At 29.1% G+C, this 23,531-nt stretch carries 24 protein-coding genes and 3 tRNA genes; 11 read left to right on the top strand and 16 right to left on the bottom strand.

Annotation, left to right across the window (positions count from 1 at the left end):
- Positions 1–52: 52 nt before the first annotated feature.
- Genes pstS through TOPB45_RS02730 form a run of 4 tightly spaced genes read right to left on the bottom strand, consistent with a single transcriptional unit; the run spans position 53 to position 2,809 of the window.
- Positions 53–1,084 (bottom strand): phosphate ABC transporter substrate-binding protein PstS, encoded by a 1,032-nt coding sequence (gene pstS, locus TOPB45_RS02745; protein WP_013909327.1) that lies wholly within the window; start codon positions 1,082–1,084, stop codon positions 53–55.
- Positions 1,085–1,099: 15 nt separating this feature from the next.
- Positions 1,100–2,068: an orotate phosphoribosyltransferase gene (gene pyrE, locus TOPB45_RS08530; protein WP_013909326.1), complete on the bottom strand. Its 969-nt coding sequence runs from the start codon at positions 2,066–2,068 to the stop codon at positions 1,100–1,102.
- A complete protein-coding gene (locus tag TOPB45_RS02735) occupies positions 2,065–2,358 on the bottom strand; it encodes a FeoA family protein (RefSeq protein WP_013909325.1) in 294 nt (97 codons plus the stop codon). Before TOPB45_RS02735 ends, pyrE begins: the two co-directional genes overlap by 4 nt.
- A gap of 7 nt (positions 2,359–2,365) precedes the next feature.
- Positions 2,366–2,809: a Fur family transcriptional regulator gene (locus TOPB45_RS02730; RefSeq protein ID WP_013909324.1), complete on the bottom strand. Its 444-nt coding sequence runs from the start codon at positions 2,807–2,809 to the stop codon at positions 2,366–2,368.
- A gap of 179 nt (positions 2,810–2,988) precedes the next feature.
- Between TOPB45_RS02730 and TOPB45_RS02725 the strand changes: the two genes are divergently transcribed.
- The 5 genes from TOPB45_RS02725 to TOPB45_RS02705 all read left to right on the top strand — a co-directional run bounded on the left by TOPB45_RS02725 (position 2,989) and on the right by TOPB45_RS02705 (position 4,493).
- Positions 2,989–3,063, top strand: a tRNA-Gln gene (locus TOPB45_RS02725).
- A 9-nt stretch (positions 3,064–3,072) separates the two neighbouring features.
- Positions 3,073–3,164 (top strand) — tRNA-Ser (locus TOPB45_RS02720).
- A gap of 15 nt (positions 3,165–3,179) precedes the next feature.
- Positions 3,180–3,252: transfer RNA gene (locus tag TOPB45_RS02715), tRNA-Thr, on the top strand.
- A 190-nt stretch (positions 3,253–3,442) separates the two neighbouring features.
- The gene (locus tag TOPB45_RS02710; RefSeq protein ID WP_201763802.1) at positions 3,443–4,126 is read left to right on the top strand and encodes a hypothetical protein; all 684 of its coding nucleotides are present in this window, start codon (positions 3,443–3,445) and stop codon (positions 4,124–4,126) included.
- A 7-nt stretch (positions 4,127–4,133) separates the two neighbouring features.
- Positions 4,134–4,493, top strand: a complete 360-nt coding sequence (locus TOPB45_RS02705; RefSeq protein WP_013909322.1) for a molybdenum cofactor biosynthesis protein MoaE — start codon at positions 4,134–4,136, stop codon at positions 4,491–4,493.
- Here TOPB45_RS02705 and TOPB45_RS02700 read toward each other — a convergent pair.
- Positions 4,490–5,068, bottom strand: coding sequence for an epoxyqueuosine reductase QueH (locus tag TOPB45_RS02700; RefSeq protein WP_013909321.1), 579 nt, complete (start codon positions 5,066–5,068; stop codon positions 4,490–4,492). The genes TOPB45_RS02705 and TOPB45_RS02700 overlap by 4 nt on opposite strands.
- A gap of 31 nt (positions 5,069–5,099) precedes the next feature.
- On the opposite strand from TOPB45_RS02700, the gene TOPB45_RS02695 reads away from it, so the two are divergent.
- Positions 5,100–5,672 (top strand): CDP-alcohol phosphatidyltransferase family protein, encoded by a 573-nt coding sequence (locus TOPB45_RS02695; protein ID WP_013909320.1) that lies wholly within the window; start codon positions 5,100–5,102, stop codon positions 5,670–5,672.
- On the opposite strand, the gene mtaB is transcribed toward TOPB45_RS02695, so the two are convergent.
- On the bottom strand, positions 5,639–7,003 hold the full coding sequence (gene mtaB, locus TOPB45_RS02690) for a tRNA (N(6)-L-threonylcarbamoyladenosine(37)-C(2))-methylthiotransferase MtaB (protein ID WP_013909319.1): 1,365 nt from the start codon (positions 7,001–7,003) through the stop codon (positions 5,639–5,641). The genes TOPB45_RS02695 and mtaB overlap by 34 nt on opposite strands.
- 1 nt (position 7,004) lies before the next feature.
- Entirely contained in the window at positions 7,005–7,799 is a 795-nt protein-coding gene (locus TOPB45_RS02685) for an ATP-grasp domain-containing protein (RefSeq protein WP_013909318.1), read from the bottom strand.
- A gap of 12 nt (positions 7,800–7,811) precedes the next feature.
- On the opposite strand from TOPB45_RS02685, the gene TOPB45_RS02680 reads away from it, so the two are divergent.
- Complete coding sequence (locus tag TOPB45_RS02680) at positions 7,812–8,144, top strand: DUF2905 domain-containing protein (RefSeq protein WP_013909317.1); 333 nt, start codon at positions 7,812–7,814, stop codon at positions 8,142–8,144.
- A 23-nt stretch (positions 8,145–8,167) separates the two neighbouring features.
- A complete protein-coding gene (locus tag TOPB45_RS02675; RefSeq protein ID WP_013909316.1) occupies positions 8,168–9,781 on the top strand; it encodes an ArnT family glycosyltransferase in 1,614 nt (537 codons plus the stop codon).
- Here the strand turns inward: TOPB45_RS02675 and TOPB45_RS02670 are convergent.
- Together TOPB45_RS02670 and TOPB45_RS02665 are read right to left on the bottom strand one after the other, a co-directional pair.
- Positions 9,767–10,549, bottom strand: a complete 783-nt coding sequence (locus TOPB45_RS02670) for a hypothetical protein (protein WP_013909315.1) — start codon at positions 10,547–10,549, stop codon at positions 9,767–9,769. The two genes, TOPB45_RS02675 and TOPB45_RS02670, sit on opposite strands and share 15 nt — an antisense overlap.
- On the bottom strand, positions 10,512–11,570 hold the full coding sequence (locus tag TOPB45_RS02665; RefSeq protein ID WP_013909314.1) for a glycosyltransferase family 4 protein: 1,059 nt from the start codon (positions 11,568–11,570) through the stop codon (positions 10,512–10,514). The genes TOPB45_RS02670 and TOPB45_RS02665 overlap by 38 nt, the downstream gene beginning before the upstream one ends.
- A 104-nt stretch (positions 11,571–11,674) precedes the next feature.
- On the opposite strand from TOPB45_RS02665, the gene TOPB45_RS02660 reads away from it, so the two are divergent.
- Together TOPB45_RS02660 and TOPB45_RS02655 are read left to right on the top strand one after the other, a co-directional pair.
- A complete protein-coding gene (locus tag TOPB45_RS02660; RefSeq protein ID WP_013909313.1) occupies positions 11,675–12,904 on the top strand; it encodes an O-antigen ligase family protein in 1,230 nt (409 codons plus the stop codon).
- On the top strand, positions 12,879–13,991 hold the full coding sequence (locus TOPB45_RS02655) for a glycosyltransferase family 4 protein (protein WP_013909312.1): 1,113 nt from the start codon (positions 12,879–12,881) through the stop codon (positions 13,989–13,991). Before TOPB45_RS02660 ends, TOPB45_RS02655 begins: the two co-directional genes overlap by 26 nt.
- Here TOPB45_RS02655 and TOPB45_RS02650 read toward each other — a convergent pair.
- Genes TOPB45_RS02650 through TOPB45_RS02625 form a run of 6 tightly spaced genes read right to left on the bottom strand, consistent with a single transcriptional unit; the run spans position 13,977 to position 21,804 of the window.
- Positions 13,977–15,470, bottom strand: a complete 1,494-nt coding sequence (locus TOPB45_RS02650) for an asparagine synthase-related protein (RefSeq protein ID WP_013909311.1) — start codon at positions 15,468–15,470, stop codon at positions 13,977–13,979. The genes TOPB45_RS02655 and TOPB45_RS02650 overlap by 15 nt on opposite strands.
- Position 15,471: 1 nt before the next feature.
- Positions 15,472–16,209 carry a lipopolysaccharide kinase InaA family protein gene (locus TOPB45_RS02645; RefSeq protein ID WP_013909310.1) on the bottom strand — a complete coding sequence of 246 codons (738 nt, stop codon included), beginning with the start codon at positions 16,207–16,209 and terminating at the stop codon, positions 15,472–15,474.
- The gene (locus TOPB45_RS02640) at positions 16,206–17,102 is read right to left on the bottom strand and encodes a glycosyltransferase family 2 protein (protein WP_013909309.1); all 897 of its coding nucleotides are present in this window, start codon (positions 17,100–17,102) and stop codon (positions 16,206–16,208) included. The genes TOPB45_RS02645 and TOPB45_RS02640 overlap by 4 nt, the downstream gene beginning before the upstream one ends.
- Before the next feature lie 11 nt (positions 17,103–17,113).
- Positions 17,114–18,226, bottom strand: coding sequence for a CofH family radical SAM protein (locus TOPB45_RS02635; RefSeq protein WP_013909308.1), 1,113 nt, complete (start codon positions 18,224–18,226; stop codon positions 17,114–17,116).
- 7 nt (positions 18,227–18,233) lie between these two features.
- Entirely contained in the window at positions 18,234–21,227 is a 2,994-nt protein-coding gene (locus tag TOPB45_RS02630; protein ID WP_013909307.1) for a PD-(D/E)XK nuclease family protein, read from the bottom strand.
- Positions 21,172–21,804, bottom strand: a complete 633-nt coding sequence (locus TOPB45_RS02625; protein ID WP_013909306.1) for a PD-(D/E)XK nuclease family protein — start codon at positions 21,802–21,804, stop codon at positions 21,172–21,174. Before TOPB45_RS02625 ends, TOPB45_RS02630 begins: the two co-directional genes overlap by 56 nt.
- A gap of 116 nt (positions 21,805–21,920) precedes the next feature.
- On the opposite strand from TOPB45_RS02625, the gene TOPB45_RS02620 reads away from it, so the two are divergent.
- Positions 21,921–22,991, top strand: coding sequence for a branched-chain amino acid aminotransferase (locus TOPB45_RS02620; protein WP_013909305.1), 1,071 nt, complete (start codon positions 21,921–21,923; stop codon positions 22,989–22,991).
- Here TOPB45_RS02620 and TOPB45_RS02615 read toward each other — a convergent pair.
- Entirely contained in the window at positions 22,988–23,431 is a 444-nt protein-coding gene (locus TOPB45_RS02615; RefSeq protein ID WP_013909304.1) for a tetratricopeptide repeat protein, read from the bottom strand. The two genes, TOPB45_RS02620 and TOPB45_RS02615, sit on opposite strands and share 4 nt — an antisense overlap.
- Positions 23,432–23,531: the final 100 nt, after the last annotated feature.

Below are 23,531 nucleotides of genomic sequence, written 5' to 3'. Positions count from 1 at the left end.
AATTTATAATATTTTTTCAAGCTGAAAAATTCTTGATTTAATTGAATATTTTTTAAAATATTTTGTATTTTTTCCAATAATTTCGGATTTTTTCTTTTATTTCTTCTGGAAGAGGTGTATAAGTTAAATCTTTAGCAATTTTGTCTCCTTCTTTAAATGCCCAATCAAAAAATTTTACCACCTCTTTATTAGTTTCTTCTTTATCTTGTGAAAGAAGAATATAAGTTGCTCCTACAATAGGCCAAGCAGATTTTCCTGGAGTGTTTGTAAGCCAGGTATAGAAATGTTTAGAAGGATCAAAATTTCCATAAAGAGCTGCTTCTCTAATATTCTCCTCCCTTGGTTCAACTACATTACCAGAGAGGTTTTTAAGTTTTACGTAAGAAAGTTTATTTTGAAAAGCATAAACAATTTCTACATATCCAATAGTATAAGGAGTTCTTTTAACATAATTTGCCACCCCTTCATTACCTTTAGCACCTATACCAACAGGCCAGTTTACAGCTGTTCCATACCCTACTTTATCTTTCCAAGATTTACATACCTCTGTTAAATACTTTGTAAAAATAGCTGTTGTTCCTGATGCATCAGCTCTATATACAGGTGTTATAGATTTATCTGGAAGCTCTACCCCGGGATTTAAAGCTTTAATCTTTGAATCATTCCATTTGGTAATTTTTCCTAAATATATTTCACAAAGCGTTTCACCATCAAGTATTAGATATAAATTTTTTAATTCAGGTAGATTTACTACAGGTACCACAGCACCTATTACAGTTGGAAATTGTAAAAGTTTTTTATTTTCTACTTCTTCTGGTTTAAGAGGCATATCACTTGCTCCAAAATCAACTGTTTTTTCTATAATCTGCCTGATACCTCCTCCAGAACCTATGGATTGATAATTAATTTTAATTCCTGTAAGTTTATAATATTCGTTTGCCCAATTTGCATAAAGCGGATATGGAAAGCTTGCTCCAGCTCCGTTAAGAAATTTTTTTACTTCTATTTTTTCAGAAGGTTTTTTGCAAGCATAAATTCCTAAAATAATTATAAAAAAACTTAAAATCCATACCATTTTTTTCATACTCTTTTCTCCTTTTTAAGCATTTTTATTTGATAATTCCTGATGTCTTTTTAAGATCTCGCTAAGAGTGAAAAAAGCTTCAAATTCATATCCCTTAGCTTCTATATTTTCTTTTCCTCCTTCTTCTCTATCAACCAAAGCAAAAATTTTAATAATGTGAAGTTTTTCTTTTTCAAGTATTTCAGCTGCTTTAAGAACTGAGCTACCTGTGGTTACCACATCTTCTACCAGAACAATATCCATTCCCCCTCTTATATTTCCTTCAATCTGTTTTTGAGTTCCATATTTTTTAGGTTCCTTTCTCACAAAAATCCCTTCTAAGGAAATATCTTCTTCGTTTGCTTTAGCAAGAATAGAACATACAATTGGATCTGCACCTATACTCATTCCTGCAACTCCATCAACTCCTAAATATTTAATTTTTTGCCAAAAAAGTGCACCTACCAAACCAAAAGTCAAAGAATAAAGAGTAATCTTTCTACAATCAAGATAATAAGGACTTTCTTTGCCACTTGAAAGAATAAAGGGTTTATCTGGACTATATAAAAAAGCTCTTTCTAAAATAAATTTTAAAATTTCATTTTTCAAAGCTAAAATATTAAGATTTATAAAACCTTTAAATAAAGGATGTGCTTCTCCTAAGAATCTATAAACCTCTTTTTCTGCTATTTCTAAGGAGGGATAATTATAATTTACAAAATTTTTAAAATGTTCAAAACTCTCAGGAGAAATATAGGTATATTTAACCGCAAAGCCTTCTTTATTTGTTCTTACAACCTTTCCTTTAAAAAAGAGTTTAATTGAAGGGTGTGTCCCTTCTAAAAATAAAACAATAGGTATTTCTTCATCTATAGAGGGAATTATTTTGCTTTCAATATATAATCCTCCATAACTCAAATCTTTTAAAACTCCTTCATAGCTTTTATTTTGCCAAAAAAATTCTACAGTATTAGAAATGGGAATTCTACTAAATTTTCTTTTCATTTAAACCAACCCCATCTCCATCTCCATTTTTTTCCTTTACAGGGTTTAAATTCACAAGGAGGGGGAGAGGTTTCTATTAATTCTACTTCTATATTTTTAGCTATGTCTGAACTTATCACCAATCTATTGTTTCCATTTTTTATTAATAAATTTCTTCCCCATCTCTGAATAACTTCAAAAATATCCCCTTTTCTTAATCCCATAGCCTCTATTTTTTTTAGCACCGCCTCATCGCCAAGAATTTCTTTAATCTTTACTTTATCTCCACATCTTGCTTCAATTAATAACATTTTGAAATTATACCCCTTTTTTGCAATTTGCACAAATACCAAATATTTCTAAATGATAGGTTAATGGTGTATAATTTTTATTTTTAGCTTCTTTTTGAATAAGTTCAGCTAAATAATTATCTAATATTTCATCTACATTTTTACATTTAACACATATAAAATGAATATGGGGGAGCTTATCTAAAGTAAGTTCATAATAAGATCTTGCATCTTGTCTATAAACTTCCTGAATATAACCTGCTTCAACAAGGAGAGGAAGGGTTCTATAAACTGAGGCTTTTGAAACTTTACTACCCTTTTTTCTTAACTTCATATAAAGCTCATCAGCATCAAAATGATTTTTGGATTCTAAAATTTCCTTAAGTATTTCCTCTCTTTCAGAGGTATATTTTAATCCTTTTTTCCTTATAAATTTTTTAAAATCTTTTACTATTTCTGATATTAAAACCATAATTTATTCCCTCTAAATTTGAGATTTATTTTCAAAATAAAAATCAAAATATATTTTGTCAAGAGACAAATTAAAAATTTTAGGCTTGATTTATTCTGTGATGAGATTGACCAATAAGTAATTTAAATAGCTCTTTACAAAAAAGAAAGAAATGTTATATTTTTTATGATATAAATAGTTCCGGGGTCGTCTAACTGGCAGGACATGGGACTTTGGCTCCCAGAATCGTGGTTCGAATCCACGCCCCGGAACCAGAAAAAAATGGAGGAGTGGCCGAGAGGTCGAAGGCGCTCGCCTGCTAAGCGAGTGCACGGGCTAAAAACCCGTGCCGCGGGTTCGAATCCCGCCTCCTCCGAGGAGCGTATATATTGCCGGCGTAGCTCAATAGGCAGAGCGTGGGATTTGTAATCCCAAGGTTGAGGGTTCAAGCCCCTCCGCCGGCTCATTTTTAGAAATTCAAATCCCCTATATCTTTCATATCCCAAGATCAAAAAATAAGCATTTTTAGAAATATTTATCTCGTTATCTATTGCATTCTTTTTTGTATCTTTTATATTTATTTTTATTGAAAAATTTTAATTTTAAAAAAGCAAAACTAATTAAATTATGCAATCTCTAAATAAAGAAAAAGAAATGGAAAAACAACCTGTACTGACTTTTGCAGATATTATAAGAGCTTTAAGAGAACATCCTGAATGGCTGGAAGAGTTAAGAAAAATTATTTTAACCACTGAATTGATAGAGCTACCTAAAAAATTTGAGGAAATGCTTGTTAGAATGGAAAAACTTGAAAAAAAGGTTGATAAAATTGAAAAGGATGTAGAAATATTAAAACAAGACGTTGCTATATTAAAACAGGATGTCGCTGTTTTAAAACAGGATGTTGCTTATCTTAAGGGGGAATTCGGTAGATTTAAAGGAAAAGAATTTGAAAGAACAATCAGAGAACGATATTATGCATATTTTGGTAGAATTTTGAGAAAAAGCAAATTAATTCCTTTTGAAGAAATAATCCCCCTCCTTGAAACTGCTGAAGAAGAAAAAATAATTACTGAAGATCAAAAAGTTTCTGCATTACAGCTTGATCTATTAATAAAGGGTGAAATAAAAAAAGTGAAAAAAGAAGTATATTTAGCAATTGAAGTTTCTTATAGCCTTCAAGAGGATGATATAGAAAGAGCCATAGAAAGAGCAGGAATACTTGCTTATGTTTTAAAAAGTGAAGTAATCCCTACCATAGTTGCGGTAGAAATAAAAGAAGAAATTCAAAAAAGTGCTGAAGATAAAGGTGCTTTTGTTATAAAAGCTGATTTTTAAATTTAAAATGATTTTTAAAGATTATAAAACCTATCTAAAAGAAAAAGAAATTCTTTGTGAAAAATTAAAAGGAAAATTTGGCTGTATTTTAGAATTTAATGGATTTGTTAGAGAATATGACCTAAAAGAAGGAAAAAAGGTTCCAGCTAAGGGACTTGATATAAAAGAATTAGTAATAGAAAAATTAAAGGAAATTAGAGAGGAGGCAATTAAAAATTTTGATCTTATTGAGACAATTATTTATCATGCAACTGGCTTTTTGAAAGTAGGAGAATTGGTTGCCTCAATTGCAATATTTGCTAAACATAGACAAGAAGCCTTCCTTGCTCTTTCTTTTATAATAGATGAAATGAAAAAATATCATTAAGTTTCTGATTTTTTTAATTCTTTAATTAATTCTTTTTTCCTTTTTTTAGAATACCTTTCTTCTTCACTAAATATACATCCGCAATAGCCTTGTATATAAATATTAAGATTTTTAACAGTCTCTTTCCCTTTTTGATAACCAATTCTAAAATCTTCATAAAAAAAGGGTATCTTATAACGATAACTTAAATCTTCTGCAATTTCTTTTAAAAGCTGGTGATTCTGATGAATACTATAAAGCATAGTGGTAGTAAAAGCCTCAGCCTTTAATTCAAGAGCTTTTTTAACTGTTGAAGTAAGCCTCATAATATAGCATCTTTCACATCTTTTACCAGGTTTATCCCAAAGCATAAAAGTTTCTTTTATAAATTTTCGTAAACCATATTCTTTATCCCATATAACTTCAAAATCAAAAATTTTCTGGATTTCTTCTAAAGCTTTTATTCTTTGACGAAATTCTTTGTAAGGATGTATGTTTGGATTATAAAAATAGCCTTTAAACTCAATCCCTCTTTCCTTAAAATAAGAAATAGGATAAATACTGCAGGGTCCACAACAAATATGAAGAATTATCATAAAAATAAATTTTAAGTTATAATTACAATTTATGCAAATCAAGAAGAAAGATTTTTTTAGTATTCCAAATATCTTAAGTTTATATAGATTGTTCTTAGGATTGATTTTCCCTTTTCTTTGGATAAAAAGAGCAGATACTAAAATATTAATTTTTTTAATTGGAACTGCTATTTTAAGCGACACCTTAGATGGAAATATTGCAAGAGTTTTTAAACAAAGAACAGATCTTGGAAAAATTCTTGATCCCTTGGCAGATAAAGTTTTCATAAATATGCTCTTTGTATTACTCTATTTAAATAAAAATATCTCTCTAACCCTTGTTTTAATTATCATAACAAGAGATATAGTCATATTAATAGGAGCCTTATTTTTACTTCTAAGGTATTCTGATCAGGTAAACTTTAATCCAACTTATTTAGGAAAGGCTTGCACAATATTTCAACTTTTATTCTTATTTTTCTATTTTTGGCATCTATTTATAAGACCTTTAAAAGATTTTTATATTTCTATAATTACACAGGTTGTTATTTTTTTAACTATTACTTCGGGATTGCACTATGGACTTGTTTTTTACAGGGGTTTTAAAAAATCTCCTATTAAATAGTTTTTTTCTTTTTCAGAAAATTTTATTTTTACAATTTTTCCTTGCAAATTCTCTTTTCCTCCATTTAATTTACTTAAATCTACATAAGTAGTAATATAATTTTCTGAAAGAGCTTTCCACATATTTTTATTCTTGTCAAAAAACTCAATAACTGCTTTTCTTTCTTTACCAATCTCTTTTTCTAAAAATTTTTCTCTTTTCCCTTCTATTAAGTTTTTTAGTATCTTTTTCCTATTTTCTATTTCTTGCTGAGGTATTTTAGAATTTAACTTTTCTGCAAAGGTTCCTGGTCTTAGAGAAAAAGGAAAGATATGAAGCCAATTCAAAGGTGATCTCTCAATAAATTCATAGGTGTCTCTAAAATCTTTTTCATCTTCCCCAGGAAAACCTATAATTACATCTGCACCAAAAGTAGCATGAGGAAAAAGCTCATAAAGCCTCTCTAAAACTTCTAAATATTCTTCTCTTAAATATTTTCTATTCATAAGTTTTAAAATTTTATTAGATCCACTCTGTAAAGGAAAATGAAAATGAGGAGCTATAAATTTACTATTTCTAACATAATCAAAGAAATCTTTTCCAACTTCATTTACTTCTATTGAGGAAAGTCTCAAGATAAATTCTTTGTTAAAGGAATTTAAAAACTCCTCCATTTTCACTAAAAGATAAGTTAAATTTTTTGGTGGATTAAACTCTATTCCCCATTTACTAAGATTAATCCCAGTTAATACTATTTCTCTGTATCCTCTTTTTACAAAAATCTCAGTTTGTTTTAAAATATATTCTAAGGGAACACTTCTTGGTTGACCTCTTACATAAGGAACAATACAATAACTACAAAAATTATCACATCCATCTTGAATCTTTATAAATGCCCTTGAATGACCAAAAAAATCTTTAATAATTATGGGATCACAAGTTTTTTCTTTAGAAATATCTTCAACCAAAATAAGAGGTGATATAACATCTTTTCTTTCTTTATCTAAGAGTTCCTTTAAAATTTCTACCACTCTAAACTTTTCTTTCTGTCCTAAAATCAAAATTTTTGTATTAATATTATTTTTAAGAAAAGTAAAAATTTTATCTGAAAATTTTTGAGCATAACATCCTGTAAGAATAATAAATTGGGGCTTTAATTTTAACCATTTTTTTATAATTTTACGAGTTTCTGCCTCTGCTTTTGAAGTTACAATACAACTATTTAAAATTAAAATCTCTGCTTCCTCTTCTTGAGAAAAACTAAAACCTTCTTCAATTAATTTTTCTATAATATAGGCACTTTCTACCTGATTTACTTTACAACCAAGTGTCTTTAAATGGAATTTTCTCATTTTACTTTATATTTTTTAAGAAATCTTTTATGGCTTTTTTTAGATAAAATTCATATTTTTTTTCTCCTATTGCCCTTCTTCCAAAAACAAAGTTAAATTCACTTACCAAGGGATTTTCTTCTTTAAAAAGAAAATCTATAGCTACAAGATTAAAATAAGTATTTTTTATAATTTTATGAGTAAGATCTAAAACTTTTTCTTTTAAGCCCCTTTTGGGGCAAGGTATAATTTTACCTTCTTGAACTATATTTTTTTTAAATCCTCCTTTTCTAAAAAATATAAAAATTTTTTTTCCTATAACAATAGCTCTTGCATCAAAGTCACAAGGGATATATTCCTGTATAAGGAAACCAAACCTATTTTCTCTTTCCCAACCTTTAATTATTTGTAAAATTTCCCTAAATTCTTCTTCATTATTTACCAAAAAAACTTCTTTTCCTTCATCTCCGTAGTTTCCTTTTATTACACAGGGAAATTTTATTTTAGGGAATCTTTTATAAGGATTTTCCTCTAATCCACAAAGTCTTGGTATTACAATGGTTTCAGGATGGGGTAAATTTAAAAGTTTTAAAAGCATAATTTGTCCAATTTTACCTGGATAAAAAAATCTAAAAGTATATTCTGGGAAAACAGGTATACCTAAATTTTTTACCCAAAAATAAATTTCAGGAGAAATAGTAGGAGGGAAAATAACTGCTCTGGCTTGAGAAAGTAAACTAAAAAATTTTTCATCTAAGGGTTCAAATTGAAAAAAGTTATAATCTCCTTTAAATCCAGGAAAAAAAGAAATGATCATTGAGATTTATTCTTGAAGCTTCGAAAATCTATAAGCTATCTTTTTGCTCATCCTTTTAAAATTTTAATACATCTTTTGAGCGTTGCAATTTTTACATTTTTTAATAAATTTTATTTTACCATGAATGAACTTTCTGGTTTAGGAAAATTTTTAATACTCTTAGGTATTATAATTATTTGTTTAGGACTTCTACTCACCTTTATTCCTAAGATACCCTATTTAGGAAAGCTCCCAGGAGATATCTACATTAAAAAAGGAAATTTTACTTTTTATTTTCCTTTAGCAACCTCCATTCTCTTAAGCATTCTTTTAACTATAATATTAAATTTACTACTTCGAAAATAAATAAAGAAAATAAATAAAATTTAATGAAGAAAACACTCCTTATAATCTCAATTTTATTTCTTTTTGGATTTGCTCTTTATCTTCCCTTTCTTGGAGAAAAAGAATTTCAAGGAGAAGAGGGAAGAAGAGTTCTTATAGCACTTCAAATGCTTGAAAATAAAGAATTTTTAATACCAGAACTCTTTGACGAACCCTATTTTAATAAACCACCTCTTTTTAATTGGGCTTTAGCTGGTTTCTTTTTTATAACCAAAAGTTATTCAGAGGTTAGTGCAAGATTTTTTTCTTCTCTTTGTTTGATTTTAACTTCCTTATTTTTAGTTTTTATTTGGAAAAACTTTTTAACAGATTATGAAAAAAACTTCCCTAATCCTTCTCTTATAGAAATACTTATACCAGGTCTAATATTTCTTGCTACCCCTGAAGTTATAGACAAAGCTATAAGAGCAGAAATTGACGGCTTTTATACTATGCTAATAACCATAGCAGTTTATAGTTGGTTCTATCTTTATGAAGTTAAAAATAAAAGAAAAACTGCATATATAGTTTCTGGTATATTTTTAGGACTAAGTATCTTAACTAAAACTTTTCAAGCTCTTGTATTTTTTTATTTAACACTTTTTTCTTATTTTCTTTTTAAAAAGAGATTAAAAGAACTTTTAAGTATCCCCCATATATTGGGAATTTTTACTTATTTAGGAATATTTTCTATCTGGGCAATATTAGTAAGTCTTAAAATAGGATTTAAGCCTTTTATAGTCGCTTGGATTTACCAATATCTATCCTTAGCTAAAGGTCAGGAAATGAGTTTCTCACAGCATTTTAAAGCCTATACTATTTTTGCCTTTTTGGGGTATTCACCTTGGCTTTTGTTCTTAATTTTTTTTAAAAATAAAAACTTTATATCCTTTATTAAATCTAACCCTCTTTTTTATAACTTAGCTATCTTTTCTTTCTTTTTCTTCTTTTTATCTTATATCTTTCATTTTTTATTCCCTGGAGCAAGGCTTCGCTATATTTTACCCTCAGCATCTGGACTAATTTTTTTAAGCACCCTCCCTATATATTACTACATAAGGCAAAATCTTCTTCCAGAAAATTTAAAAGCCCTATTTTTAAAAATAATTTCTATTGTCAATTTAATTCTTTTGGTAGCTTGCTTTATTTATCTTTCTTTTTCTAAATACAGACCTGAAACGATTTTCTATGCATTTTATTTTCTATTTTTCTTAATTAATTTAATTGTTTTATTAAAAACCCCTTCTTCTCCTAAATATCTTTTTTATTTTCTTTTAAGTATAGTTTTCTTATTAAAAACACTTTATGTTAGTTTTTATTATCCCTTACACAAAGAAGAGATAAATCATTTTAGAAATGGAGCTTTTGAAATTGCCAATATTATAGGTAATAAAAAAGAACTTTATCTTTGTCAAACAATTCCACATCATCTTTTGTATTATCTAAAATACAAGTATAAATTAATTCCTCACATTTATTACCTTAAAAATTGTTCAAATCTTCCAAAAAATAGCTTTATTCTATTTATGGAAAAAAATATTCCTGAAGAAATTCTGAAAAACTATAAAATTTATCCTTTAAAAATAAGGACCAAAAGTTATTTTTTAGTTTCTTCTTAAGCTTAAAGCTTTTTCTCTTTTTTTTCTTTTTTTATCTACAAATTGGCTAAATTTTTCAAAATCTTTTTCTCTAAGCTCTTGAAAAAGTTCTTTATAGATATCAAAAACCAAAGCTCTTGCATTAGCTATTTTTTCCCATTCAAGGCTCATAGCTAAGGTTGAAAGATCTCTTAAACGTTCTAATTTAGAAAGCGGTTTTTTGTAAAATTTTATCCCATCAAGATCAAAAATCTTAAAATTTTCTTCAGAATCACAAAAAAAATTATTAAATTTGGTATCTTTGAGAAAAATTCCCTTTTCATGAAGTTTAAAGAGAAAGAAAATTAAGTTTTTTATAAGCTTATAATTTATATTTTCCTTTTTATCATCTAAAAATAGATTTTCTCTTTTTAGAAATCCTTTTTCAATATAAGGAAAAACAATGCCTCCATAAAAGGGCTCTTTTTTTAAAAAAGCTATTTGAGGGTTTTTCCAAAAAAGAAAAACTGGTTCAAGCAAAGAAACATTTAAATTTTTTAAAGTTTTAAAAGTCTCAAGATAATTTTTTATTCTATTTTTTTTAAAGGGTCTTGGTATAAAAGCTTTTAAAAAGAGGGAGGGAGAATTTTCTGAAAAAAACTTTAAAATGAAATTTTTATGGGATGGGCTCTTTTTAATACATTTTATTTCAAAAGGTTCGGTCTCAAGTTTTTTCAATATTTTTTCAGCATCTGAGGTAAAATAATAAAATTTAGAGAACTTCCAATTGGGAAATAAGGCAGTCCACATAATTATCCCAGGTTAAATTTTTTATAGACTCATAAATTTTAAAAGGGTTAAAAGTAAGATCCATAGTTTTTAAAATCGCAGATTTAAGTTCGGATTCGTTTCTTTCTACTACAAACCCGTTTATCCCTTCTTTTATAAACTCGCTTGTTCCATCATAAGGGGTAGTGATAACAGGGGTTCCTGTAGCTAAGGCTTCTAAAGTTGCAAGGGCTCCTGGGTCATACATAGTTGGAAGCACAAAAAGGTCAGCCATAGCATAGTATTTTTCTACTTCTTTTATCTTACCTAAATAAACTACCCTTTGATTTGATCTTCCTTCTACCCCTACAACCAAAAGTTTAACCCTTTCTGGAAGCTCTGGCAAAATTTTAAGTAAAAGGTTTAGTCCTTTCCTTTTTATATCATAACCTACAAAAAGAATTAAAAAATCCCTTTCAGAAAAACCCTTTTCTTTCCTAAAAGTCATCTTGAGAGTCTTTAAAGATGGATTAAACTTTTTAAAATCTATCCCTCTATAACAAACCAAAGTTTTGTCATATACCTCTGGATAAAACTCTTTAATAAGATTTTTCCCTAAGGAAAAAAGGGAGATTACTTTTTTGGCATTAGAAAGAGCTTTTTTTTCAAGGTTCAAAAGTATTTTATAACGCAGGCTAAAGTTCTTAAAAATTGAGGTCTTCTGTTTCTGTAAAAAGGCAACTATTGGATCGCAAAGTATAAAAAGGTCAGAAGGATAGGGATAACGAAAAAAGCTTATAAGTCGGTAATTATAAAGCTTAGAGAGAATTTTTCTTACTTGATAAATAAAAAAAAGATGCTTTGGAATAGAACCAAAGCCCTTCCATCTAACTTTATAAATTTCAAGTTTTTTTAGAATTTCTTCTGGAAAAGATACAGTATGAGCAACTACTCCTACTCTAAAACCCCTTTCTAAAAGTTTTACTGCAACCATTCCTGCATGAGCCTCTGCTCCACCGATTCCAAACCCAATCTTTGGTCTAATTATAACTATCTGGTTCATTTTTCTGTTATTTTATTATTAAAGCTTATTTTGAGATTTTAACCGGAATTTTTATAACTTTAAACTGTTGACAAAGGTTTATTTTAGAATAATTTTGATATTCTATGAATAAGCTTTTCTTTATTAGCTGGTTAGCTATCTGGATTACCATTTTCTTTGCCCATTCTAAAGCTTTTCTTTGGATTGGTTTTAGTTTAGTAACTCTTCTTTTTTTAATAAACTTAGTGCGTGCACCAAAAGCCCTTTTAAATTTACCTAAAGGGATTCTTATCCTGAATACAATTTTTCTTTTCTTTCTTCTTCCCTTTGCTTTTATGCCTCCTAATATAATAAGAACCTTTGAAGATTTTTTAAAAAACTATTTATTTCACATAACTTTAGCCCTCTTTTTAGCCTTAAAGTTAAAGGAAGAACCCGAATTTTATAAATCTCCTCTCTTTTATCTTCCACCAGCCCTGACTTGTTTAGTTGTAAGTTTGCATCACTTATATTCTGGAATTAAGCTTTGCTTAACAAATAACCAATGCCCGAGTACAGTGTTCATCGCCAATGATATAAGTTTACTGAAAGGAATTGTTAATACTCCTTCAGCCTTTGTATTTATCTTTTTTTTATTTTTAAGTTTGTATTTCGATGAAAATAAAAATAAGTTTAAATGTTTTTTTCTATTCACAAGTTTATTAGCTCTTTTTATGCAAATACTTCTTGGAAGAAGGGCATCTCTTTTATCTATAATTCTTTCTACTTTAATTTTAGGTGTGTTATCTAAACATCGAGTTATAAAAATTATAGGGTTATCTATAGGTTTGGGGTTAAGTTTAATTATTGGAATACTTCTTACAATACCGGAAGGAAGAAATATACTCATCCGTAGTGATAAAATCCACCTTTTGTTTCAAGGTAGATATGCAGAAGCTGGCTCTTTGGGAGAACGAATTTATATGTGGCAAATATACTTTAAAAAAGCCTCTAAAAATCCTTTTTCTGGGACTGGGATTGGTTGGAAGACACAAAAGCTATCTCTTCCTCAAACTAATGAACTTGCCTTGAGACATGGGAACCCTCATAACCTTTTCCTTAATATTTGGCTCCAAGCCGGACTCCATACTTTGATAACTTTCCTTCTGCTTTGTTTTTATAATATCTTTAAGATATACAAATTGTGGCATTTTAACCCTAAAAAGTCAATCCATGGCTTTCTTTTAGGTTATTTATTTGCTTTTTTAATAATTTCTTTCTTTTTCGGAACAGATGAAGGAACGGGATTTACTCCTTTCTGGATAACAAGTGGACTAATCTGGGGTTTAAATGAAAAAAATAGCCTTTCTTCTTGATGGAATTGGCAATAGAAGACATTATCTACAATTTAAAATTTTAAAAAAACATGATTTTACTCCCTATGCTTTAATTTTTGAAGAATACCTCAAAGATGCTCATACTTTACAAGATTTAGCTCGTTTTCATCCCTTGCCCTTTAAAAGAAATGAAGTTTTACGTAAATTTTCTTTTAAGTTTCTAAAATATTTTATAAATTTTGTTAAAAAAGAAAAAATAAAAGCTGTTCTTACTCATCGTTGGAGATTCTTACGTTATTCCATATTGACAAAACTGTTTTACCCTGAGCTAAAAATTATCTATCACATTGTGGTAAGTGGAACTTTAAAACATCCAGGAAGAAGGCTATTTTTTAGATTTTTTAAAAATAAAATAGATTGTATTTTAGTAAATAGTTTGGCTTTAAAGGATGAATTATTAGCTACACATCTTGTTAAGCCTGAAGAAGTTGAGCTATTATATACTTCCTTTGATTTGAGCACCTTTCCTGAAAATCTAAACAAAGATGAAGCAAGAAAAATGCTTAATCTTCCAGAGCAAGCCTTTATTTTTGGAATGGTAGCAAAATTCCGTCCTGAAAAAAGACAAATTGATCTTATAAAGGCTTTTCATTCGATACATAAAGAAACACCTATGGCAATGGTTGTATTTGTAGGAGATGGTCCTGTAAGAAAAGATTGTGAAGCTTTGGTTAAAGAGCTATCCTTAGAGGAAAAAATAATTTTTGTTGGAAAAGTAAAGCAAGAAATGGTCCCTCTTTATCTTCGGGCTTTTGATGTATTAGTTCATACTTCTATTAAAGAAGGGATGCCTCTTGCAGTTCTTGAAGGACTTGCTGTAGGGCTCCCAATAATTGCAACTGATGCCGAAGGAGTGCCTGACATTTTTGCAACAAAAGAGCCGATTGGTTATCTTGTGCCAAAGGGTGATGTTAAGGCTATAGCTGAAGCTTTGAAAAAAATTTATCATTTGCCAAAGGATGAGCTTGAGCTTTTTGGAAAAAATGCTAAAAAACGTTTTCTTACCGCCTTCTCGCCTGAGGTCTTTGAAAAGAGAACAATTGAAATATTTTCAAAATTCTTTTGAGCTTAAATATTTACTATGATTAATAAAAGCTGATAAGAAATAAAGCCTTCCATATATCTTTTGCCAAATCTTATCTTTTTTAGCTCTTTCCTCTAAAACTTTCCAGAATCTTTCTATCCCTTTTCTTTCCCAAAGCTTACAATTTAAAACTTCTTCCTTTACTTTATCTTTCATCATTTCAAAAAAAGAAAGGATCGGGAAACCATAAGAAAATTTGCCAATTTTATCGCTATCAATCTCTAATCTTTCAAGAAGAAGCTTTCTCAAAGGAAGTTTATTCTTAAAATTTTTTCTGTCTAAAACTTCAGCTTCATCAAGAGACCCTATATACTCTGCTAATACCTCATCAGCCCAAGGCAAAACTAAATTTACTCCAAAAGTGTCAGTAAAATTGCTTACTTTCCTTATAACATTTCCAAATTCCGCATGAGTTACCCAGACATCAGCTTTCAAGTCAAAATAGTCCCAATTTTTTCTCTTTTCATCCTCAGAGAACCAATAGGGATAAACTGGTTCTGCTTGAGGATAGAATTTCAAAAGATCTACTAAAGTAATTCCAATGAAACCTACCATTTCACAACGAGATCGGGCTAACTTGTGGATTGTATTCCCTGATGGTAGGGCCTCACCTAAAGGTCTTAAAAATTTAAATTTTGGATAAATTTTTTGCCTTTTATATTCTATTGGTCTTGGAACATGACCAAAATAATAGTCATTTCCGCTTCCATCAAGAAGGTTACTTCCCGAAAAATTTATTTGTAACTGATACATAGGATAGGCTAAAAGATTTCCATCAGCACAAGGAAAAGGTATAGAAGAAAAATATTTTTCAAGTATATCAATTTCTATAGAAGTGATTCTTTCTGGCAAATATAGTTTTACATGTTTAAATCCAAGTTTTTTAGCAATTTCACTTGCAAGCTCGCTTTCATCTTTCTTTGAACCTGGAAGAGCTAAAGTTAATGCAGTAGTCTGATTTTTTAGTCCAGCTTCAGCAAGGGCTAATAAAATAGTATTACTATCTTTGCCTACACTTTGAAAAAGAAAAATTTCTTTAACTGGATCAATTTTTTTAAAAATGGATTCTACAAGTAAAAAAAGAATAAACTCAAGGTCAGCTTTTTTTCCTTTTATCCTTTTAAAGCTGGGATATGGAAATTCATGAAAAAATTCAAGCTCAAACCTTCCATTTTGGGAATAAATGACAACATAATCTCCTATACTAAGATTAAAGACTTCTTCATAAATAGTGTAAGGTGTTGGTATTACTCCACTTTGGAGAAAAAAGGAAATTCCCTTAGGAGATAAAGTAAGAGGTTTTTTTACTTCATGATGGTTAAGTAAAGCAACTGCTGAATTTGAATAGAGTAAATATTTTCTATCAGGGGAAAGATAAATATATAACACCTTATCGAAGGTTTTTGCACCTCCAAGTATTATCTTATCTTTTATTTCTTCTGCAATAATCTTTTTTACCATTTTATAAAATCTTCCCTTTTTTTCTTGCCCTCTCAGTTCTTTTCCTGATTAACCAAACTTTAAATTTAACTAAAGATTTTACAAGCCATTTTAGCTTAATTTCAGAGAGATCTAAATAATAGGATAAAAATTTTTGAAAGAGAGGAGGGGCATTTTTTCCTAAATATTCCTCAAAAGAATAACCAAGCTGGGCAAGGTCTTTAATTCTATATTTTAAGGAAAAACGAGGATTAACCAAAATCCTTGATACATCCAAAAACCCAAGGGTTTTAGTTTTTTCATCCCAAAAAAAATGATTTAAATAGCAATCTTGATGATAAAGGTTTTGTTTATGAAGCCTAACAAGAAGTTCTCCAAGAGCTTTAAGAAAAAAATTGTTCTGATCTTTATCTTCAATTAAAAGTTGAGAAAGAGGTGTCCCATCTAAAGCTAAGGTTGCTAAAAGATATTGTTTTGAGGTCCTTAATCTAAAAATGGGCTTAGGAACATTAAAACCAAGCCTTTTTAAAAAAAAGAGATTTTCCCATTCCTTATCCCCTTCTTCAAAGTGCGAAAGATATTCTTTCACAAAAAATTTTCTTCTCTCTACTATATAACCTTTAATAATTTTATATCTTTTTTGGTGTTCAAAAAAAGGTTCAGGAAGGTTTAGAGCTCTTTTTTCTACCAAAAAGATTTGATTAAAAAAGGGAACTTCTTCGCTAACAACCTCAAAGGGTTCAATTTTAATAATGCTCATTTTTTCAAAAAATTTTTGAAGAGGATTTTAAACCTAAGCTTCCAATATTTAAAATCTTTTCTTATTTTTGGATAGCATTCTATTGCCTTCTTAAGAAAATCTTTAGCCTTTGCTAAATCACTATTTAAATAAGCTCTTTTCCCAAGGTCAAGATAAGTTTTAGCATAGGCAAAAGGCTTAAAGCATTGATACTCAGAAGGGAGTCTCTTAAAAAGGTCTTCAATTGCATCTATGGCATTTTGAAAATAATAATCTGAAACCTTTCTTAATCTTTGAGGGTGATCTCTTTTTATAGCAAAAGGTTGATTAATTATTTTTATTTTGGAATGAAGAATCAATTTTCCTTGATAAGGTAAATCCTCCATAACTCTTAAATTGGAAGAAAAGGAAAACTTTTTTGCTATATCAGATTTCACTAAATATAAAGCTTCAGAAAATTTCCCCTCAAGAAAAGCTTTAAGTAGTTTTTTTTCTGTTTTATCCTCTGGGAAAATTTTAAACTTTAGCTTTTTTCCTTTCTCACGGTAAGTATTTAAAACATAAACCTCAGCAATTTCAGAATCAATAAGATCTAACATTTTCTCTAAACCCCTATCAAGAAGTAAGTCATCAGAATCAAAGAAAATTAAATAATCTCCTTTAGCTAATCCAAGAAGGGTATTTCTTGCTACTCCAACCCCCAAGTTCTTTTCATGCCTCGCTATTTCAATAAAGGGATATTTCTTACTTAACTCTAAAGCATACTCATAGTTTCCTTCGGTTGAGCCATCATCAACTATAGCTATATGCACAGGTTTTCCTTGAGCTTGTGGAAGGATTGAATTAAGGGTTTCTTTAAAAAGATCCAGCCGATTGTAAGTAGGGATAAGAATGGAAAGTTTATAATTACTCATTCCAAGTATATTTACAACAAAACTGGTTCTCCGCCGATTTCTCTAATTAGTCTTTGTATTTCAAGGGGAGAAAGACGGATAACTGGCTCTCCCTTCATTAACTCACTTATTTTTTCTTCAATTACTGTTCCATGAAAATGATCTGCTCCCCAAAGGAGAGCTACTTGAGCAAGCTTTACCCCCAAAAATACCCAATAAGCCTTAATATGTGGAAAATTGTTCAAAATTATGCGAGAAATAGCAATAACCTTTAAAATTTTATGTGCTGAAGGTCCTGGAAGATAGGAAAGGCTATTTCCTTCGGGAATAAAAGCCAAAGGAACAAAACAATAAAAACCTTTTGTTTCTTCTTGTATTTCTCTTAATTTTATAAGATGCTCTATTATTTCTTCATCTGTTTCTATATGCCCAAAAAGTAAAGTAGCATTAGTTGGAATATTTAGACTATGGGCAGTTTTAGCGATCTCAATCCATCTTTCAGAAGATATTTTTTTGGGATAAAGCTCAGTTCTTATTCTTTCTGAAAAAACTTCAGCCCCTCCCCCAGGAATTGAATTAAGCCCTGCAGATTTTAACTCCTCCAATACTTCTTTAACAGATTTCCCAGAAATTTTACTCAACCAATCTATCTCTACACAAGTATAAGCTCTTATATGAATTTCAGGAAAGGCAGATCTTATCTTGCGAATTAAATCTATGTAATATTCATAGGGAAGTTTAGGATTTAAGCCTCCTACAATGTGAACTTCTCTTAATTCTGGAGTTTCTTTTAGTGTTTTTAAAATTTCATCAATTTCTAAAGTATAACCTCCCTCTTCCCCTAACCTTTTATGATATCCGCAAAATTTACAATCAATAGCACAAATATTAGTATAGTTAATATGCCTATTTATGGTGTAATAGTATTTTTTACCATGTAGCTTTTCTTTTGCCTTTCTTGCAAGCTCTCCTAAAAAGAAAAGATCTCCTTCTCTATAAAGTTTTAGAGCAGACTCAAAATCTATGGGCTCTAAATTTAAAACCCTTTCTGCAATTTTTTCTAATTCTTTATTTTTTTTGAAAGTTTCTTCCAAAATAAAACTTTTATCTTCTTCAAAATTAAGCTCTTCTTCAAACCACAACATAATATTTTTACTCTAAAAGATATCTATAATTCTTGCAGGGAGCCTTATATTCACAGTATTTACAAATATTATCATCAGCTGGGAGATAAAATTTATCACTTATTATAATGTGATTTAAGATCCATTCAAGCAAATTTTTAAATCTGTTCTTAAAATAGTCATAAATCTTTGCCCACTCACCTCTTTTAGAAAGATTAAAAACAAATTTTTCAGGGTTTTTAAAGTCAGAAGGGGTTATAAAACCTGCATTTATCACCACAAACTCTTTATCATTTTCAGTAATGAATTTTTCTTTTTGTTGATAAAAAAGATAATAATAAAATCGAGGCTGAAAACCAGAAAGATCTGAACCAAAAATATCTGCCACCTCATAAAGAGATAAATTATCAAACTTGTCAGAAAGTGAAAAAGAGAACATTTTATCAATTTTTTCTTTACCAGAATAAGGCCTAATATCAGGATTACTTTTAAAATCAAGAATAAGATATTTAGTAATTCCTTCTTTTCTCTTAATTAAAAAGTCAGTTCTTCCACTAAAAAGAACTTTAAAATTTCTAAACTCCTCATAGGAGGGATCAAATAAATTACACTCAGTAAGTAGCTTTAAGGATCTTTCTACACCTAAAATTTTTGTGCTTTTGATTTCCCCAGCTCTCTCTTTATCAATAAGATAATTGAAATATTTTCTAATAGTTTCTACAGCAATTTTTTTAGAAAGAAAATGCGAAAGAGCATCCATCTTTCTCTCAAACTTGTAAGAAAGCCAAAGATTTTCAAGTTTTTCTAAAACTTCATTTTCTTTATAAACATTTTCCATTAATACTTCCTTTCCTTCTAATTCTCTAAAAATATTTTCAAAAAATTCATGAATAAAATTACCAATATCAAAAGACCTTAAACCTATTTTTGTTTCTTCTTTTAACTTTAAAAGGTATTTAAAATAAAACTTCACTCCGCATCTAAGGTAGGTTTCTAAAAAGTATCTACTTATTTCTGTAGTTTTAATAAGATCTAAAAGACTTTGTTTTATTTCTTTAGTTTTAGGAATTCCTTCTTTTTCAGGAAGGATTTCAAAATAAAGAGGAATTAATTTCTCATTAGGCTTTTTTTCTTCTTTTTCAAGTTCCCATTTTAGTTTTTGAATAAATCTTGAAGGTTCTCTAAATTCTTGAGTTTTACCTTTTTCTACAAAAATATAAAAAAGATGAACTTCTTCTGCACTCTTGATAAGCCTTTCAAAATAATAAACCCATAATTCATTTCTAAAAATAGGAATGCCAAGGTAAATTTTTATCTCATCTGTAAGAAGGGGATTAAAAGAAGGAGCAGGGGGCAAAAAACCTTCGTTTACATCCAAAATAATAACTTTTTTAAAAGAAAGAAGCCTTGTTTCTAAAAATCCCATAATTTGAAGCCCTTTTAATGGATCCCCTATAAAAGGAATTTTCTCTTCTTTAAGGAGATATTCTAAAATCTCTAAAAGAAAACTTCCTGAAAAACTTTTATCTTTTAAATAGGTCTCCTCTTCAAATATAGGAAAAATCTTTGTTTCAAGAACATGTATGTAATTTCTCAAAAGAATTGAATGCCAAGAATCTTCATCTTTTAGTTTTTCAAAAAGAGGTTCAAAAAAATTTAAAATATTTTTTAGATTCTCAGAAAATTCAAAAGGGGTTTTTATGCTTTCCCAATTTCTAAAAAAGATCTTGTGAATTTTTTCTAAATAATCTCTGTATTTAGGAACTAAATTTTCAACTTCATCAAGGGTTATTTTAAGATACCCTATTTTCCTCAGTTCATCTTCTATTTCTTTTATAATTTTTTGAAAAGAAATACCTCCTTCGAATTCAAGTGCTAAAAAATAAGGATGTTTAAGAATTTTTAAATACACCTGAGTGGGATAAAATTTTTCTTCTCTTTCTTTTTGTGCTCTAATAAGATTTTTTAGAAATTGATTTAAAGGGATTTTAGTGATTGGATACTGAAGGGTTATATTCACTTCTATAGGATTCTCTTTCCCCTCCAAAGTATAAATAAGAGGAAGTAAATTAAAGGGATTAGGAACCACTATAACTATTTCATCAGGATTTTTAAGACTCTCAGGAATAAACTCTAAAGCTGACTTAACCTCTAAATGGGGATCTGTAGTTTCATAAAAGTAAATTTGAGGGTCTTTAATTTCTTTTTTTTCATAATAATCAGGAGATATCCATTTATAATCAAGCTCAAGAGCTTTAAGAGTATCCCTAATTATTGAAGGAATAGGCTCATAGGCTTCAAAAATAAAAAAATAACTTTTAAATTTTTCTTTAAAATATTTTAAAATCTCAACCTCTACTCTCCTTAAGGCTGCAAAACCAATAAACCATACTTCATTTATCTCATTAAAAATATTATTATTAAAGACTTTTTCTTCCTTAAGGACATCTCTTACTTTTTTTAATCTATAAGAATAATAAGAAAAACCTTTTTCCTCTATAAGAGAGGAAAATTCTAAATAGGTAGTTTTTAATTCTTCAAAAAGTTTTTTAGCTAATTCTGGAAGACCCTCTGGAGGATAAAGCAAATTTTCTGGAATCTTTCCTTCTTTTTCAAATTCTTCAAAAACTTCTAAAAACTTTATTCCCCAGTTAAAATACTTTTCAAAATTATCCTCTTCTTTTTTAGAAAAAAAATTTAATCTTTTACTCAGGACCTCAAGAAAAACAAAAACTCTAAGTATAGAAGGAACTTGAGGAAAGGGGGAGCTAATCAAATTCGTATAAAGAGCTTCTATAAATTCCTCAAAAGAGTAAATTCTTGGAAAAAAGCCTGCCTCAATTTTTTTTAATTTAAGTTTTTCTTTAAGATAATTTTTAAAATAAAGCCCTGATCTTTTAGTAGGAAAAATACACCAAACTTTAAGAGTTTTTATGTCATCTAAGGAATGTTTATCTAAAAAGAAATTAGTTAAGGTTTTTAAAAAGTGAGAGTTGGACGGGATGAAGAGAGCTTGGTTCATCTGGTTTACTTATTTTACAATACTTTAATTCAATTTTAAAAGGTTCAAAAGAAATTAAGTATACTTTTATATTATCATTGGGGAATACTTTTTTCAACAAAGAAAAATATCTTTCCAATTGACTTTCCTCAAACTCCCTGTGAAGTTTAAATTCAAGAATAATCCATTCATTAGGTTTCTTTATTATTAAATCTGGTCTTAAATCCTGAATCTGATCTTCTTCTACAAAAAATCCTTCTGGCTCTTTATATACAGCTAAAACTTCACTTTCTACAAAAAGCTCTTTAAATTTCTGAAATTCTTCACTTTTAAACATATTTTTTATAATATTAAATGCTCTCTCTAAAAGATATTTTCTTTGTGGAAGGGGCTCTTGATAAGAGGCTAAAGCCTTTTTTATATAAATTTCTATTTCGCTCTTAAATTCTTCTGAATCTAAAGGCAAAGAAAAGACATTTTCTTTATGACTCAAAAGGAGTTCCCAAATATTATGTAAAATTTCTCCTAATATTATGGAGTCACTCTTTTCTTTTAGAAGTCTTAAAGAAACTTTGCTTTGATTAAATTTTAATGCCATAATGATCTTAGTTTAAAATATATTTTAGGTCTTGTCAAAAATTGATAAAAGGTATATTTTTCTCTTTTGAACATAATTTTTCTATTCTGAGATAAAAATTGCAGGAGGAAAAAAGAATGGAAATAGAAATTAATTTAGCTGAGCCTGAAAAAAGGAAAGTTTCTCAATTTGAGGAACTACCTTTTGGGAAAATTTTCACTCCTCATATGTTTATAATGAAATATGAAGAAAATAAAGGATGGCACTCACCTAAAATACAACCCTTTTCTAATATAGAATTACATCCTGCTGCTATAGTTTTGCATTATTCCCAAACAGTTTTTGAAGGATTAAAAGCCTATTATGGAATTGATGGTAAAATAAGACTTTTTCGTGTATGGGATCATATTGCAAGACTTAATCGCTCTGCTGAAAGACTTTGTATCCCTCAAGTTGACCCTGAATTTGTTTTTAAAGCAATTAAAACTCTTATTTTAATTGATAAAGATTGGATACCAAAGAAAAAAGGGTCAGCTCTTTATATAAGACCTCTCATTTTTGCTACTCAACCTAATCTCGGTCTAAAAATAAGTTCTGAGTATCTTTTTATTATAATTCTGTCTCCTGTTGGAGCTTATTATAAAGAAGGATTTAATCCAGTTAAAATTTATGTAACTACTGAATATATAAGGGCTTGCCCTGGAGGAACTGGGGAGGTTAAAACAGGTGGAAATTATGCTGCCAGTCTCAAAGCTCAAGAACTGGCACAAAAAAAGGGATATACCCAGGTTCTTTGGCTTGATGCCAAAGAAAAAAAATATGTAGAAGAAGTGGGAAGTATGAACATCTTTTTTTATTTCGATAATGAACTTGCAACCCCTGCTTTAACAGGTTCTATTTTACCAGGTATTACAAGAGATTCAGTTTTAAAATTAGCTCCCCAATTAGGTATCCCTACAAAAGAAAGAAGAATCTCTATAGATGAGATAATAGAAAGTATTGAAAATAAGACCTTAAAAGAATGCTTTGGAACAGGAACAGCTGCAGTAATAAGTCCGGTAGGAGAAATTTGTTATAAGGACAAATCTTATATCATAAATGAAGGTAAAACCGGGGAACTTACCAGAAAGTTATTTGAATACATTACAGGAATCCAATATGGAGAAAAAGAGGATCCCTTTAACTGGACTGTTATTGTAGAAGACTAAAAATCTACAACTCTTCTTGCTTTGGCAAGTTCTCTTTGTACAGCTACTGCCTTATCTAATTCTAAATCTGCTGCCTCTTCAAGTCCCTTTTCTCTTAAAACTTGACTTCTTGCCATATAAGCTGCTGGATAAGTAGGTTCAAGGTCAATGGCTTTAGTAAATAATTCCAATGCTTTATCAAGATCCTTTTTTCTATAATAAATCTGTCCTAAACGAAAATAAAGTCTTGCATTTTCTGGCTCTATACTAATTGCTTTTTCTAAATCATTTTGAGCAAGCTCTAATTCATTTTTTTGCATATAAATAACTGCTCTTGCCTCTAAAGCTTTAATATGATTGGGATCTATTTCAAGAACTTTATTAAAAATTTCTAAAGCAGAATCAAATTGTTTTAAAGTAAGGATCCTTGCACCCTCTAAAAAAAGTTCTTCAATATCCATACCTATAAAACCTCCTAATTTAATTTTTTCTAATTTTAATTTTATTTTATATCAAAAATTTCAGCAAGTAGTCAGAATTTATTTTCTTCTTGCATAAAAT

The organism is Thermodesulfobacterium geofontis OPF15 (assembly GCF_000215975.1).
In the GTDB taxonomy this organism is placed as follows: domain Bacteria; phylum Desulfobacterota; class Thermodesulfobacteria; order Thermodesulfobacteriales; family Thermodesulfobacteriaceae; genus Thermodesulfobacterium; species Thermodesulfobacterium geofontis.
The sequence above is the reverse complement of the archived record's forward strand: the minus strand, read 5'-3'. Positions and strand labels throughout refer to the sequence as shown.

What these genes read in the sequence shown, in the direction of transcription:
- pstS (WP_013909327.1), bottom strand. Translation starts at nt 1,084, where the DNA reads ATGAAAAAAATGGTATGGATTTTAAGTTTTTTTATAATTATTTTAGGA.
- TOPB45_RS02645 (WP_013909310.1), bottom strand. Translation starts at nt 16,209, where the DNA reads ATGAGCATTATTAAAATTGAACCCTTTGAGGTTGTTAGCGAAGAAGTT.
- TOPB45_RS02650 (WP_013909311.1), bottom strand. Translation starts at nt 15,470, where the DNA reads ATGGTAAAAAAGATTATTGCAGAAGAAATAAAAGATAAGATAATACTT.
- TOPB45_RS02670 (WP_013909315.1), bottom strand. Translation starts at nt 10,549, where the DNA reads ATGTGGACTGCCTTATTTCCCAATTGGAAGTTCTCTAAATTTTATTAT.
- TOPB45_RS02665 (WP_013909314.1), bottom strand. Translation starts at nt 11,570, where the DNA reads ATGAACCAGATAGTTATAATTAGACCAAAGATTGGGTTTGGAATCGGT.
- TOPB45_RS02730 (WP_013909324.1), bottom strand. Translation starts at nt 2,809, where the DNA reads ATGGTTTTAATATCAGAAATAGTAAAAGATTTTAAAAAATTTATAAGG.
- TOPB45_RS02685 (WP_013909318.1), bottom strand. Translation starts at nt 7,799, where the DNA reads ATGATCATTTCTTTTTTTCCTGGATTTAAAGGAGATTATAACTTTTTT.
- TOPB45_RS02615 (WP_013909304.1), bottom strand. Translation starts at nt 23,431, where the DNA reads ATGGATATTGAAGAACTTTTTTTAGAGGGTGCAAGGATCCTTACTTTA.
- TOPB45_RS02620 (WP_013909305.1), top strand. Translation starts at nt 21,921, where the DNA reads ATGGAAATAGAAATTAATTTAGCTGAGCCTGAAAAAAGGAAAGTTTCT.
- pyrE (WP_013909326.1), bottom strand. Translation starts at nt 2,068, where the DNA reads ATGAAAAGAAAATTTAGTAGAATTCCCATTTCTAATACTGTAGAATTT.
- TOPB45_RS02700 (WP_013909321.1), bottom strand. Translation starts at nt 5,068, where the DNA reads ATGATAATTCTTCATATTTGTTGTGGACCCTGCAGTATTTATCCTATT.
- TOPB45_RS02710 (WP_201763802.1), top strand. Translation starts at nt 3,443, where the DNA reads ATGGAAAAACAACCTGTACTGACTTTTGCAGATATTATAAGAGCTTTA.
- TOPB45_RS02630 (WP_013909307.1), bottom strand. Translation starts at nt 21,227, where the DNA reads ATGAACCAAGCTCTCTTCATCCCGTCCAACTCTCACTTTTTAAAAACC.
- TOPB45_RS02640 (WP_013909309.1), bottom strand. Translation starts at nt 17,102, where the DNA reads ATGAGTAATTATAAACTTTCCATTCTTATCCCTACTTACAATCGGCTG.
- mtaB (WP_013909319.1), bottom strand. Translation starts at nt 7,003, where the DNA reads ATGAGAAAATTCCATTTAAAGACACTTGGTTGTAAAGTAAATCAGGTA.
- TOPB45_RS02735 (WP_013909325.1), bottom strand. Translation starts at nt 2,358, where the DNA reads ATGTTATTAATTGAAGCAAGATGTGGAGATAAAGTAAAGATTAAAGAA.
- TOPB45_RS02625 (WP_013909306.1), bottom strand. Translation starts at nt 21,804, where the DNA reads ATGGCATTAAAATTTAATCAAAGCAAAGTTTCTTTAAGACTTCTAAAA.
- TOPB45_RS02635 (WP_013909308.1), bottom strand. Translation starts at nt 18,226, where the DNA reads ATGTTGTGGTTTGAAGAAGAGCTTAATTTTGAAGAAGATAAAAGTTTT.
- TOPB45_RS02655 (WP_013909312.1), top strand. Translation starts at nt 12,879, where the DNA reads ATGAAAAAAATAGCCTTTCTTCTTGATGGAATTGGCAATAGAAGACAT.
- TOPB45_RS02675 (WP_013909316.1), top strand. Translation starts at nt 8,168, where the DNA reads ATGAAGAAAACACTCCTTATAATCTCAATTTTATTTCTTTTTGGATTT.
- TOPB45_RS02695 (WP_013909320.1), top strand. Translation starts at nt 5,100, where the DNA reads ATGCAAATCAAGAAGAAAGATTTTTTTAGTATTCCAAATATCTTAAGT.
- TOPB45_RS02660 (WP_013909313.1), top strand. Translation starts at nt 11,675, where the DNA reads ATGAATAAGCTTTTCTTTATTAGCTGGTTAGCTATCTGGATTACCATT.
- TOPB45_RS02705 (WP_013909322.1), top strand. Translation starts at nt 4,134, where the DNA reads ATGATTTTTAAAGATTATAAAACCTATCTAAAAGAAAAAGAAATTCTT.